Raw genomic sequence first — 13,656 nt, 5'->3', positions numbered from 1 at the left:
TGGAATAGTAATCCCCAAAGTTGCATTGACAAAGCTAATGATTCAGAAAGCGATTCAGTATCCGGCCCTGATTAAATACCTGAAAGGCTACAGTAACTATTCCTGGTTGCATTATTGTGACGGAACTAAAGTGCTGGTAGCCAAATCACTCTGTTATTTTGAGAAGAAATTGCCCGGTTTTTTTCGGGTGCACAAAACCGCGTTGGTAAATCCGCATTACATCACGGATTTTATGGCTCCTCCGGGCCATAAAATGTCGGGTTCCATTCGTCTGAAAGATGGAGAGACGCTGCCGGTTAGCCGCCGGCGCTGGAATCATCTCATTGATCCGATGAGTGTGGCGATGCTTCAGACTTCCGACGTATTCACCCCGGCCGGTCACCGGGTTGCTTCGGAACCGGCTGAACGGCCGTCTGCGGAACCGGCAAAGGCTGCCCGTACACTCTGGGTGGTTATGGCCGATGAAGTCAAGGGTGGTTTGCTGCGGCAGTTGATCCGCGAACGCTGGCCCCAGTGGCAGATCCGGGTGTTTGAAACCGGGTCGAGCCTGTTGAAAGCGTTGTCCGGCGTTGCGGAACCCGAATCGCCGGGTCTGATGGTGTTGGACGGAAGCGAGCTCCGAAGTGGTGTAACCCTGGAATCGATTAAAGGTAACCTACGCTTTCGCCGGATTCCGATCGTTATGCTGGCACCGCACGGAAACCCGGGTCAGGCCGAGCAGGGGTATGCTTCTGGTGCCAATTCAGTCGTTGTGCATTCGAACGACCTGACCCGGTTTCTACAGGTTCTGGAAAAAATATTTCGGTATTGGCTATCCGTCGCTTCCGCTCCCGTTATCGCTGCGATCACTCCATCCCTGGCGTATAATGGAAGGGGCCGGGAGTGTATCGGTTAATGATTGCCCGGCAGGATGGCGGTTTCCCACCAGTAATCTTTCAGGGTACGGAAGTAGTCGATCCATTCCGTAAAACCGACCGGTTTGACGATGTAAGAGGTGGCGCCCCGGTCGTACGATTCGGAAATGTCTTCCGAATGGCTCGAACTGCTGAAGACCACCACGGGAATATTACCAATTTCCACGCTCCGGTTCTGGATTTCCTTCAGGGTGTGCCAGGCATCTTCCCGCTCGGGAAGGTATAAATCCAGCAAGATGAAATGCGGCAGCCGTCGTCCCGTCTGAATGCATTCATCCAGGTAATGAATCGCTTCCTGTTCCGTCGATTTGATCACTGCTTCCGCCCCGGTAAAGCTCTGTTGAAGAGCGTTTTTTATAAGCAATTGATGATCCAGGTCATCTTCAATAATCAGTATTCGGGCGTTTTTTGTGCGGTTTACATCGATTCTATTCCGGGAGATACTCATGATTTTCAGGTTATCACTTTTGAACGAACATTAAAGATACACCAAAATACCAAGTTCTTTTCCTTTGAAACATCCGAAAATACAAGATAGGAATACCAGACAGCAAGAATCCGGAAAAACTGAGTGAATGGCCCGTTTTTTCCGGATAGTGACCCGATCTATCATAATTCCTGATGTCCTCTCCGGTACCTCACGGATTCGGTCCTGATTCTAACAATACCGCAACGATTGAGTTAAATCACTAAAGCTTTTGAAGGAATAGAGCCGGTTCTGGTGTTCCACACCCGGTTTCTACGAAGTAAGTAACGCTTGATTTTATACGTTCATTTAATTTACTCAGCGAATGAAGAAGATAGTTTTGACAGTAGCAATGCTGGTAGCCACCACGGTTGCCGCGCTACAGGTACAGGCCCAAAGCACCAGTTCGGAGGGCAATGCGGCCAACCCAGCCCAGAGTAAAACCGGAAATGCCAGCGAATCGACAAACGACGGCACCAAAACACGGGCCCAACCCAGCAGTACCGTTACGGGATCCCGGCCGAAGGAGAACAGCATGTCCGACAAGTCGCAGGGAAATACCCAGAGGGATCGGGAAAAACGGAGACGGGTGCATTCCGATGCCGATGGCAAAACGGATGTAGGGCAGGTTAAACCCAAAGCCGATCCGAAAACCCGGAAAAAACGGGGCAGCGGTCGGTCGTTTGGAAATACGGGTACGGATAATTGATGTGATGTCGCCCGGAAGGCTCCTTTCGCTCCCGGTCGGAGGGAGCCTTTCGGGTATTGTTTACCCTTTTTGTTACATTGCCATGAAAATCAAGGAGATTGCTGAAGCCATCGAAAACAGCCTGGAGGCTCTCAAAGGGGAGAAAGCGATTGATAAAAAGTTTAGCAGTCAGAAAACCCTGCCGGATGAAGCGAGCGCCAGGCAGGTGTTTGCCCAGGCCCGGGAGCGGCTGTTTGACGTGGATCGCTGGTCGGATATTTCGAATTTCACAGCCTCCTTTTTTCTCCACAACGTTCAGGGAAATCCGAAACCGGCTGGCCGGCCCGAACGGGGGGATTATATCAAAATCGAACTACCCGGTCCGACGCCCGTCAACTGGGTTACGGTCGTTGAGATTGTCGATGACGCGAAAAAAGTTAGTTTTACGGCGCGGCCCTGCCCGGACCCGCACGGCTCCGGTGGGCAGACGGACCATTTCCTGCAGGATTCCTCAACCAGCACCTTCCAGGTCGAGTGGCGCGGCCATACGGTGAAGGCCAGCCAGATCGGTCGCAACGAAATGGCGAATAACCAAAAACCGGAAGCGGGCGACCGGGCCCTGATCAATACCGTGGTGGCGGGTGGGGGCTGGCTTTTTTACCAGAAAATTCAGTGGAAATCACTGACGGCCTATCTGGTGAATGGATAGGGGTTGGCAATTTTAAGCGATCAGAACGGACTTTTCGCGGCTCAATTCGTATCATTATGGGTCGGCCCGGCCAATAACCCTTTTGTCTACATGCTTGATTCGAGTGTTTCTCCCCTGTCCAGTCGGTTTTCCTGGCTCGATCTGATTCGGGATACGGCGACGATCCGGTTGCTTGAGACGACCGTTCTGCCCTCTTATCTGAACGCCTGCCGCTGGTTTGCGGGCAAGGCCCGGCCCCAGGACCGGTTCCGGATTGCCTTTGTCCACGAAATTCCCTTCCGGCCGGACGACGCAGCCCCCGATACCGCATTTTTACTGATTGTGGAGGTAAGGTACGCCGAAGGCGAAGCGGAGAGTTATCTGCTGCCGGTCTCCTTTGTGGCAACTGATCGGGCAAAAACGACGGAAATTCCGGATAAAGGCGTTCTGACCGCGGCCGAATTTGACCAGAAAACCGGGTGGGTGATCGACGCCATTTACGATGACCGCTTCCGGCAGGCGATTTTTTTCAATATCGTTCATCAGCAAACCCTGAACCAGCAGGCCGGCCAGATCGTCTGCCACCGGGGGCTCGGACTGGCCGATGGCGAAGCGTCCGGGCTGATTGTCAGTCGTGTCCTGCCGGTTGATTCGAGCAATTCGGCCCTGGTGTACGGTTTTCCGGGTGAAAAAGAAACGTACTTTCTGAAGCTCTACCGCAAACTTTTTCAGGAAACCAATCCGGAAGTGGAACTGGTTAGCTTCCTGACGGAAAACAGCCATTTTTCGCACATTCCGGCTTACGCGGGCAGCCTGATCTGGCGGCAGAAAACCATCCCGGATATTACGCTGGGGATGATGCAGCGCATGGTTGATAATCAGAAAGATAGCTGGAGCCAGACGGGCGATTACCTGAATGACTTTCTCTACGCGGTGCCGCACCGCCTGTTTACCATCAGGGAGGAGGTCTTCGAGCGGGTCGAGTTGCTGGGCCGGCGGACCGCCCAACTGCATCTGGCCCTCTTCAGTCCCGAATCGGGCGATCCGGCGTTTCGACCGGAATCGTTTACCGACGAGTATCGGGAGTTTATTAGCCGCCGGTTTGAGAGCCTGCTCGAACGGCGGTATGCGATGCTTATCGACAACTATACCCGGCTGGACCCGCTGGCGCAGCGGCTGGCGTGGGTATTCATGGAAGCGAAGGAAATGATCGACGAGTTTGTGGAGGATTTCCGAAACCGCCCGCTGGAATCGCTGCGGATCCGGATTCACGGGGATTATCATTTGGGGCAGGTGCTGGCAACGGATGACGACTTCATTATGATTGATTTTGAAGGCGAACCGGAAAGCAGCATCGTCGAACGCAAGATCAAGCATTCTCCGCTAAAAGATGTGGCTGGCATGATCCGGTCGTATCATTATGCGGTTTCGGCCAAGCTTTTCGGCAGTGTCGAAACGGAAAAAATTGCCCCGGACCACCTGCAGCGCGTTTCCGAACGCTGGTTTAATCTTATTCGGGATACCTATATGAATGCGTACCTCGACACGATTGGCAGCCCGCATCCGCTTTTTAAAAACAATAACGAGCTGAACTTTCTGTTGCTGGTCTATCTGCTGGAAAAAGCCGTGTATGAACTGGGGTACGAAATCAGTTACCGGCCGGCCTGGGTTAAAATTCCGCTGAAAGGCATCATGGATGTCATTCGGGAAATCGAAAAAATCCGGATGGCTGACCCAAACCGAAATTCGGACGTACCCCGGTTGCAAATGGGTTTGTTACAGTCGAAAAAAGAGTAAGTTTGTGCAAAACCGCCTGGCAATGGAACAACCGCAACCGGATCATTGGCTTGACCCCGTCCGGCTGATCGGTTTGCCGTTTCCGAACGAATAAAACCGGCTGGATTCATTTGATTCATCCGTCAAAAAATATCTATCTTTCAAGCGCTAAATGATGTGGCTTTTCTATGGCGAAACGTACGACTAAAACACCCGCAACTCCTGAAACAAAACCGGAAACCGAACGGGACGCGCAGCTAACGCCTTCGACCGAACCGGAGGTGTACAGTCGGCTGACCGAATTTGATATTTACCTGTTTCGGGCCGGAAAACATACCCGTTTGTACGAAAAGCTGGGGGCCCATGTAGTGGAATGGAAGGGCGTTGTTGGAACGTATTTTGCCGTCTGGGCGCCTGCAGCCCGGTATGTATCCGTAATCGGGAACTTTAACGGCTGGCAAAAGGGAAGCCACCCGCTGCACGTTCGCTGGGATGGTTCGGGCATCTGGGAGGGCTTTATTCCGCACATCGGCCGGGGCGAAGTGTATAAATACGCCATCACGCACGAGAGCGGCCGGGAACTTGAAAAAGGGGACCCGTTTGCGCTCTGGTGGGAAACTCCCCCGCTAACGGCTTCGGTGGTCTGGGACACCTGGTATGAATGGAAGGATGACTACTGGATGCGAAACCGGGGTAAATTCAACGCGCTCAACAAGCCGATTTCCGTCTACGAAATTCACCTGAGTTCGTGGCGTCGTGACCCGGCTGACCCCGAGCGCAAGCTGTCGTATGGCGAAGTGGCCGACGCGCTGGTGCCGTACCTGAAAGAGATGGGCTTTACGCATGTTGAGTTTATGCCCGTCATGGAGTTTCCGTATGATCCCTCGTGGGGGTATCAGATTACCGGTTATTTTGCGCCGAGCAGCCGGTTTGGCACTCCGCAGGATTTCATGACGCTGATCGAGCGGCTGCACCAGGAAAACATCGGGGTGTATCTGGACTGGGTGCCGTCGCACTTTCCCGGCGATGCCCACGGGTTGTATGAATTCGACGGTTCGCACCTGTACGAACACCCCGATCCGCGCAAAGGCTATCATCCCGACTGGAAAAGCTATATTTTCAACTACGGCCGCAACGAAGTCCGGTCGTTTTTGCTGAGCAACGCGCTATTCTGGCTGGATCGTTTCCATGCCGATGGATTGCGGGTCGACGCCGTTGCGTCCATGCTGTACCTGGATTATTCGCGAAACCACGGCGAATGGGAACCGAACATCTTCGGCGGGCGGGAAAACCTGGAAGCCATTTCGTTGTTCAAGGAACTCAACGAAGCGGTTTATAAAGATTACCCGGAAGCCCAGACCATTGCGGAAGAATCGACGGCATTTCCGGGCGTTACCAGACCCACCTACACGGGCGGCCTGGGTTTCGGAATGAAGTGGATGATGGGCTGGATGAACGACACACTGCGGTATTTCCAGCGCGACGCCTATTACCGGCGGTGGCACCAGGACGAAGTGACGTTCAGTACGGTATACGCCTTTTCCGAGAATTTCATGCTGCCGTTTTCGCACGATGAAGTCGTGTATGGCAAAAAGTCGCTCGTGAGTAAAATGCCCGGCGACGAATGGCAGCGTTTTGCGAATTTGCGGCTGTTGTTTACCTACATGTTTACCCATCCGGGTACCAAATTACTGTTCATGGGCGGGGAGTTTGGGCAAACCTCGGAGTGGAAATTTGCCGGAAGTCTCGACTGGCATTTGCTGGAATATGCTCCGCATCAGGGCATGAAAGAATGCGTCAAGGCCTTGAATCACCTATACCGCAGCGAACCTGCCCTGTACGAACAAAGCTTTGTGGCTGAGGGCTTCGAGTGGATCGATACGATGGACCGCGAAAACAGCATTCTGGTGTATGCCCGGAAAGGCACCCGGACGAAGGAGCAAATGGTGGTTGTGCTCAACATGACGCCCATGCCCCGTACGGATTACCGGGTAGGCGTTCCGGTGGCGGGCACCTGGGTAGAAGTCTTCAACAGCGACCACCAGGATTTCTACGGCAGCGGTTTGCGGAATCCCGCCCCCCTGGTGTCTACCCCGGACGTCTGGCACGGACGACCGAACTCAATTACGCTGGCCATTCCGCCATTGGGAGCCGTGGTGCTGAAGTATCAGAATAAGCCCTAGCCGAAGGCTATGTCGGGATGGGCAAATGGGCAACTCTGTACGGCATTCATTCGTTGCAAGAGAGCCCCGGCGGTGGCATAGCCTCCCTGCTGAAACGGTAGCAACGGCAAGTGCCGAAGCCAAAAACCGCCGGAGCATCGTTCGGCCCGAATAGTGGATAAGTAAAAAATGATCCTGTCAATCCCGGAGAGAATAGTGCCTTTTCCGTTTATCCGATTAACTTTGCCTTACAAAGTAAGTTCACCCATATGAGAAAAATAATAACGCTGGTTTTTGTCCTCTTCTCTGCTGTCGCGTATTCTCAAACTCCCACCTCCAAACGTCTTAGTAGTGGCATCGATATCGGAGCCGGATTTAAAAAAGATTACCTGGTTCCTTCGTTTACGTATTACGAACTGCTGAACCTGGATGCCAACCAGACTTTTTCCATTGGATGGACCGTGCGGGTAGGTGCTTTTTATGCCAAGAATCTGGACTATATTACGGCACCAGCCCGCTTAACCCGCGAAAAAACCGGTTTTGCTGCGCTTTCGGCTCCGTTGGTAGAAGACAATCTGGATACCATGCGTTTTAGCCGGGTTTCGGCGACTTCGGCCAACCTGGGCGTTCGGGCCCAGATTCGCCTGGGACCGGTAGAACTGGGGGCGAGCGCCGATGTAATTGGGTTTGGTTTCGGAAAAAACCGTCGGGGAATCTATCATTCGTCGACGGGTATGTTCATGGGGGCCGATACGGCGGGCAAAGAAGTGAAACTCAGTTTTAGCGACCATCCCACGCAGTATGCGCAACCCAAGCGAATCAACACCCGCTTGCTGGGGGATAATGATCAAGGGGCTTTAGCCACCGAAGTGTATGTCCGGCTGCTGGTGATGCGACGATTGGGCGTGCGGGTCAGCTACCAGTGGATAACCACCGAAATGCATGCCAGTAACGAGAACATCGTGACGGAAAACCAGCGGTTTCGAAACCGCGCCAGTATGGTTTATGTAGGGCTTTCGTTCCCGTTCTTTAAATAAAGAAATAAATTAAAACAGATGCGGCAATCTATTGACTATCAATAGATTGCCGCATCTGTTTTAAGGGTGATACAGCCTTAAGCCTCCACCGTTTTCAGGCTGAAATAGGTTTCGTAGACGGCTTTCGCGGCTTCATTGTTTCGGATTTGAAACTTATCAAGGTACTGGTGCAAGCCGGTTTTAAAGAGCTCGGACGTTTCGGTAAATTCGATTTCGGACCGGAGTTTGCTCAGGGATTTTTCGGCTTCGTTCTTAAAACCGCTGGTTATCGGATTGCCCGAAATTTCGTATAACGACAACTCGGCCTGCCGGATGCAATGGGCTACCGAACGCGGGAAAAACTTGTCCAGAATCAGGAATTCCACAATGGTGGACGAGCTGATCATTTTGTACTGCTGCCGGTACATGTTGTACGCACTGACCGACTTCAAAACCGCCGTCCAGATCATGAGATCGAGCGTCGAGCCGACGGCGTCGGCGTCGGGCAGGAGTGTAAAGTACTTCACATCCAGAAACCGGGACGTTTTGTCGGCCCGTTCCAGAAACCGGCCCACCCGGCCGAAATGCCAGGCTTCGTTGCGGGTTATGGTGCAATCAATCACGCCGTAATAATGCTGACAGCCATTCTTGACATCATTCAAAAAATCCTGCAACCGATTGAGGTTTGATTGCCCCTTGGTAGTCGAATCCCGCACCCGCAGGTAAAGCTCATTGATGTTCTCCCACATTTCTTTCGAGATGCTCTCCCGGATCGTCCGGGCATTTTCGCGGGCGTTGTTCAGACAGCTTACAATGGAGTTGGGATTGCGCTTGTCGAAGGTCATGAAATTAATGACATTTTCGCGCGTTGGTTCCTGGTAATAATTGTAAAACAGGTAGTTATCAGCGGTAGCAATCAGAAGCGGTTCCCACTGTTCATCGACGTTAGGGGGTAAATCCAGCGCCAGGTTAAAATTGACACTCATAAAACGGGAATAGTTATCGGCCCGTTCGATGTAGCGGTTCATCCAATAAATAGAATTTGCAACGCGACTAAGCATAAATCCAAAATTTAATACAGGTTGTGTAGTTGTAAATATAATTTTTTACCTGGCAAAATAGCCTTTTTCGAAATTATTCTTAATCAATTTATTCTCGTGGATCAATTCCTATTTTTGTATTTCCACTAATCACCGCGTTCGTATGAAAAATTTTCTGTTGACCTTTAGCCTTCTTGTAACCGTAATGAGTTTAGCAGTAGCTGGGCCAGCGCCCAAACCGGAACCGGCCGCCGATCCGAGCCGGCTGTATGAAGTCCGGATCTATTACCCGACACCGGGCAATTACGAAGCGATTATCGACCGGTTTCGGAAGTATACCTGCCGGATTTTTGAAAAACACGGCATGACCAACGTCGGCTACTGGTTGCCGATCGACGGATCACCGGAGCGGATTATTTATATTTTGTCGTACCCAAGCCGCGAAGCCCGGGATGCTTCCTGGAAGGCTTTCGGCAGTGATCCAGAGTGGAAAGAAGTGGTCGCTAAAACCGAAGCCAACGGCAAAATCGTCGCCAAAGTCGATCAGATTTTCATGACGGAAGCGGAGATTTCACCCGCCATCAAACCATCGAAAAAACCGGGTCGGGTCTTCGAACTGCGTACCTATTCGCCGGCTCCCGGCAAACTGAATGATTTGATTGCCCGGTTTAAAAATCACACCATCAAGCTGTTTACCAAACACGGCATGACGCATATCGGCTACTGGCTGACCACGCAGCCCGACGAAACCGGCCAGTCGAAGCTGGTCTATATTCTGGCTCACCCGAGCGAAGCCGAAGGGAAGAAGCATTTTGATGAATTCCGGAATGATCCGAAATGGGTCAAAGCGAAAGCCGACTCGGAGAAAAACGGTTCGCTGACCAATAAGGTTGAGTCGGTGTATATGAAACCGACAGATTATTCACCGATTCAATAGTGGAAAAACAGCAATAAAAAGGAGGAAAGAGAGGGATTCATCGCCCGCTACTTTCCTCCTTTTTGGTTACGCCCTATTTCGTTACAGGTCCTCATCCCGCTCCTGATCCAGTCCTTCGGTTTGGGTTCGGCGGACGGAAGGGCGCAAGCCGTTGACGGGGCGTTGATTGGCGTATTTTTTATCGGTAGGAATCCGATCCTGATCGCCCGAGGAACGGGCCTTTGACGCCAGGTTGGAAACGGAGAAAAAGCCGTTCCGGAACTGGTTGTATTCTTCTTCGGTCATGGCCTGTCGGGCCGCCAGACCTTTCTCGTACCCATCGTTGAAGGAGGCAATCCGGCTGTCGGTGCGGGCCAGTTTGCGGTCTTCAATCAGTTGATCAATCTCGTTGGTAAGCTGCTGTTTGCGTTGACGCAATGCATCGATCGACGGCAGGATGGCCAGCTCGTGGTCCATGATGTTCTTCTGCGTCAGGTGCTTTGCCATGTCCTGTTGAGCCGCTGCGTATTGCTTTTCCAGTTTCGTACGCCGACGACGAAGCCGCCACAAACGCGGATCGGCCTGCAACCACCGGAACCAGAACTTCTGCAAAACCGGCAGGCCAATGCCCAGACAAACCGCCCCCGCCAAGGCAAACAAGACCCCACTCAGGACGAACGACAGCAGCGCCCACGGACTGTTGACCAACTGAAGGTTCAACTCGTCGGACTGCTGAAGTTGCTGCTCAATCTTTTGCAAAACCCGCTGATCGGCCACCGGATTCGGATTGGCCGGGTCGAGGGGTGTTGCGTTCAATTGAATATTCTTGATGCTTTTGTTGATGGCTTCTTTTAGCTTGTCGGTCCGGTAGGCATCGTAGCGGAACCAGCCCAGAATCACGAGCGTGATAATGGACAGTGTTGCCAGCCCCATTTTGAACCAGCCGTACCGTTTGGCGGCCTCGGGCGATGAATCCGACATATACGGTTCTTCCACCAGCCGGTCGTAGGCCGGTTTGAGCAGAATCGACACCATCGCCAGGCCGACGGCGAACATCCAGGCTTCGGTATTATTCCGGATGTTAAGGGCGTAGGCTACAATTTCGTGCGAAATGATGAGGTCTCCCGCCACAAAGGCAATCCCGGCGGCTACAAAAATAAATCCGGCAAACAGTGAGTAGTCGGAGGTTGTTTTTTGCCGACGCTCCTTCAATTGGTCGCGTTCGGTTTCCACCGCTTTGATCTCGGCCTCCAGCCGTTCGGTTTCCTTGCCGGCCAGTGTTGTCTGCATGACGTGCTCCTGCAACCGATCGTAGGCCGACCGGCGTTGGGCCGTCGTATCGGCTACCTCCTGATCAATCTGCCGGATTTCGTCGCGTTTACTTTGGACTCGTTCCTGCAACCATTCATCACTGACCTGGCTGGACAAATATCCTTCGTACGTCTGGCGGTCGGTACCTTCGACGCCACTGGTGTAGCCATGCTGAAAATCCTGGCTGTTGCCTGGCTGTTGGTCATTCATAGTTTGTTCAGTTTCATTGACTGAAAACTCGCCAATGAAGGCCCTCGGATAGGGTTCCGACAGGCTGCGGGCGAGGTGGAATTAGGGCGATAAAAACCGCTTGGGTACTCATGATTTGTAGATTAACCTCATCCCCTCGTGTTTGTGTTTTTGGATCCCGCTCTTTTTATGTGATTTTCACGCCCGAACCGTTGGCTTGTCGTTTTTGGAGTGCCTTCGGGCCTGGATTCCTGTGTAAAAACCGGTCAAGCCAGTATATTATTGTTTAACAAGTCATTTTTATGAAAGGTTCGATTGCGAAGCGTAGCGCGATGCCAGGAAAGCCACGAGCGGCAGACCGGAATTCTTCGTCTTTTGCTCGTGGCTTACACCTTTTAGCTGATCTCGTCGGCATTTTTCCGCACACCAATGAGTCGGAACAGAATTAGCGAAACGACCAGCAGGCCGGCGAAAATCAGGCTCAGCATGGGGTTGTAATAAATGATAGCGATGAGGCAGACGATCGATAAAACCAGCGCGACGGCCGGAGTATACGGGTAAAAAGGAGCCATAAAGGGGCGTTCCAGATGGGGTTCTTTTTTTCGAAGCTGAAACAAACTGATCATGCTGCTGATGTACATGATCACCGCACCGAGGGCCGACAGAATGATGATATCGCCGGTGGTGCCGGAAAGCAAAGCAATCAGGCCGACAATACCGCCCCCGATCAGGGCCCAGTGGGGGGTTTGAAACCGCCGGTTGACCTGCGCCAGAAAACCGGGCAGATAACCGCTGCGGGCGAGGGCAAAAACCTGACGGGAGTAGCCAAGGGTGAGGGAGTGAAATGACGCAATGAGTCCGAAAAGGCCCAGACTGGCGAAGATTTTCGACCAGGGATTGGTTCGGCCCAGCACCATCGCCAAGGTTTCAGGAAGCGGGTAATCAATTTCACTGAGCAGCCGCCAGTCGCCCGCACCTGCCGTGAGCAGCATGGTACCGAGCGCCAGCGCAACCAGGGTTCCAATGCCCAGCAGATACCCGCGTGGGATGGTTTTCTTCGGATTTTTTACTTCCTCGGCCACCATGGCCACTCCTTCGATGGCTAAATAAAACCAGATGGCAAACGGTAAGGCCGCAAAGACACCCCCCATGCCGAATGATTCGTTATGGGCCACCACATTTTTGGTTTCGTAGGCGGGTGCAACCAGCGCCATATAGATCAGTAACTCGACGACGGCCAGGGCGGTTACGATCATGGAAAAGTTGGCCGACTCCTTGATTCCCAGGATATTGATGGTAATGAACACCACGTACGTGCCAACGGCCACGGCCAGTACGGGTAAATCTGGATTCAGAAAATTGGCATACGCCCCGAGCGCAGCCGCAATGGCCGGGGGGGACATCAGAAAATCGACCAGGGTGGCAAAACCGGCAATGAAGGCGGCCGTGGAACCAAAGGCGCGTTTGGCGTAACTAAACGGGCCCCCTGCGTCGGGAATGGAAGTGGTGAGTTCGGTATAACTAAAAATGAAGGCCAGGTACATGACCGTCACCAGCAGGGTGGCCACCAGAAAACCGATTGTGCCGGCGACGGCCCAGCCGTAATTCCAGCCAAAATATTCGCCCGAAATAACCATGCCGACGGCAATGGACCATAATTGGGCAGTGTTGATAACCTTCCGCAAACCGGGTTGGGTTGTGGATTCGGTGGAGTGGACCGGGGTAGATCCCGATGACGATTCGACCATCTGATTAAGTTAAAAAGAAAACGGAAAAGTACAAGAATTAGGCCCGTAAGAAGCAAATTCGGGATTGTTGTCTAAATAAAAGCCATTTCTGGTACTAATCCAAAAATACTTGTTTCAGAACGGCCCAAAGTTTCCGCTTTAATTTCTGGTCAGCTTCGATAGCGGCCAGCGAATCGGCGAGGAGGAACGTAATGCCAAAAATCCGGACGGGTTGATACCGGTCCATCTGGATATTGAGGTGAATCGTTTTGAACGGAACGCCGAAGGAGATGAAATGGTGGAGCCGTTTGTTTTCCAGCACCGAATGAAAATCGACCAGCCCCGAACCTGCCAGGTTGAGCATATCAATTTCGTTGAGGTTCAGGTGAATCGCTTTCAGAATGTTTTCGAGAAAAATCAGTTCGCTCGGCGTTAGTTCTTCGTCGATCAGGAGCAGGACTTTGGGCTTCTCCGCAGCCGGTTTTGGGGCTGGTGTTTCCGAAATGGAAACCGGTTGGGGAACCGCTTTAGGCTGGGCAGTAACCAGGGGAACCGGTTCCGGTTCGGGCAGAGCGACCGGCGCCTGGGGTTCTGTTGGTTCGGAAAGAACGTCGGCAACGCCTTGATCACTAATCAGTTCGGGCCGCACCGCGACGGCGTCGACCGGTTGATCGCGTTTCGGCACGAGGGGGGCGGGCTCGTCGGTCCGGTATAAGGTCTCCTGCCCGAAAAGATAGTGATAAGCGTTTGTCTGCATGGTTTG

Annotated in this window: 12 protein-coding genes; 7 read left to right on the top strand and 5 right to left on the bottom strand. The window is 52.6% G+C overall.

Going from position 1 to position 13,656, the window contains the following annotated elements; translation table 11 throughout:
• Positions 1 to 37 precede the first annotated feature (37 nt).
• On the top strand, positions 38 to 895 hold the full coding sequence (locus ACFPMF_RS20100; RefSeq protein WP_379848526.1) for a response regulator transcription factor: 858 nt from the start codon (positions 38 to 40) through the stop codon (positions 893 to 895).
• On the opposite strand, the gene ACFPMF_RS20095 is transcribed toward ACFPMF_RS20100, so the two are convergent.
• Positions 892 to 1,362 carry a response regulator gene (locus ACFPMF_RS20095; protein ID WP_379848525.1) on the bottom strand — a complete coding sequence of 157 codons (471 nt, stop codon included), beginning with the start codon at positions 1,360 to 1,362 and terminating at the stop codon, positions 892 to 894. The genes ACFPMF_RS20100 and ACFPMF_RS20095 overlap by 4 nt on opposite strands.
• Positions 1,363 to 1,705: 343 nt before the next feature.
• On the opposite strand from ACFPMF_RS20095, the gene ACFPMF_RS20090 reads away from it, so the two are divergent.
• The 5 genes from ACFPMF_RS20090 (at position 1,706) to ACFPMF_RS20070 (ending at position 7,731) form a co-directional block, all read left to right on the top strand.
• On the top strand, positions 1,706 to 2,089 hold the full coding sequence (locus tag ACFPMF_RS20090) for a hypothetical protein (RefSeq protein WP_379848524.1): 384 nt from the start codon (positions 1,706 to 1,708) through the stop codon (positions 2,087 to 2,089).
• 82 nt (positions 2,090 to 2,171) lie between these two features.
• On the top strand, positions 2,172 to 2,777 hold the full coding sequence (locus tag ACFPMF_RS20085) for a hypothetical protein (protein WP_379848523.1): 606 nt from the start codon (positions 2,172 to 2,174) through the stop codon (positions 2,775 to 2,777).
• A 90-nt stretch (positions 2,778 to 2,867) separates the two neighbouring features.
• On the top strand, positions 2,868 to 4,553 hold the full coding sequence (locus ACFPMF_RS20080) for a putative maltokinase (RefSeq protein WP_379848522.1): 1,686 nt from the start codon (positions 2,868 to 2,870) through the stop codon (positions 4,551 to 4,553).
• A 167-nt stretch (positions 4,554 to 4,720) separates the two neighbouring features.
• Positions 4,721 to 6,715, top strand: a complete 1,995-nt coding sequence (glgB, locus tag ACFPMF_RS20075) for a 1,4-alpha-glucan branching protein GlgB (protein ID WP_379848521.1) — start codon at positions 4,721 to 4,723, stop codon at positions 6,713 to 6,715.
• 248 nt (positions 6,716 to 6,963) lie between these two features.
• Entirely contained in the window at positions 6,964 to 7,731 is a 768-nt protein-coding gene (locus tag ACFPMF_RS20070) for a hypothetical protein (RefSeq protein ID WP_379848520.1), read from the top strand.
• Between the two features lie 77 nt (positions 7,732 to 7,808).
• Here ACFPMF_RS20070 and ACFPMF_RS20065 read toward each other — a convergent pair whose 3' ends face one another.
• The gene (locus tag ACFPMF_RS20065) at positions 7,809 to 8,771 is read right to left on the bottom strand and encodes an alpha-E domain-containing protein (protein ID WP_379848519.1); all 963 of its coding nucleotides are present in this window, start codon (positions 8,769 to 8,771) and stop codon (positions 7,809 to 7,811) included.
• Between the two features lie 142 nt (positions 8,772 to 8,913).
• On the opposite strand from ACFPMF_RS20065, the gene ACFPMF_RS20060 reads away from it, so the two are divergent.
• Complete coding sequence (locus tag ACFPMF_RS20060; protein WP_379848518.1) at positions 8,914 to 9,687, top strand: NIPSNAP family protein; 774 nt, start codon at positions 8,914 to 8,916, stop codon at positions 9,685 to 9,687.
• A gap of 81 nt (positions 9,688 to 9,768) precedes the next feature.
• On the opposite strand, the gene ACFPMF_RS20055 is transcribed toward ACFPMF_RS20060, so the two are convergent.
• From ACFPMF_RS20055 to ACFPMF_RS20045, 3 genes are all read right to left on the bottom strand, one after another.
• Positions 9,769 to 11,187: a hypothetical protein gene (locus tag ACFPMF_RS20055; RefSeq protein ID WP_379848517.1), complete on the bottom strand. Its 1,419-nt coding sequence runs from the start codon at positions 11,185 to 11,187 to the stop codon at positions 9,769 to 9,771.
• A 374-nt stretch (positions 11,188 to 11,561) separates the two neighbouring features.
• Positions 11,562 to 12,914: an ethanolamine permease gene (gene eat, locus ACFPMF_RS20050; protein ID WP_379848516.1), complete on the bottom strand. Its 1,353-nt coding sequence runs from the start codon at positions 12,912 to 12,914 to the stop codon at positions 11,562 to 11,564.
• Positions 12,915 to 13,008: 94 nt separating this feature from the next.
• Complete coding sequence (locus tag ACFPMF_RS20045) at positions 13,009 to 13,650, bottom strand: hypothetical protein (protein WP_379848515.1); 642 nt, start codon at positions 13,648 to 13,650, stop codon at positions 13,009 to 13,011.
• Between the last annotated feature and the right edge of the window lie 6 nt (positions 13,651 to 13,656).

The organism is Larkinella bovis (genome assembly GCF_042655385.1).
Lineage (GTDB): Bacteria > Bacteroidota > Bacteroidia > Cytophagales > Spirosomataceae > Larkinella > Larkinella bovis.
This window is presented reverse-complemented; position numbering and strand designations above follow the sequence as displayed.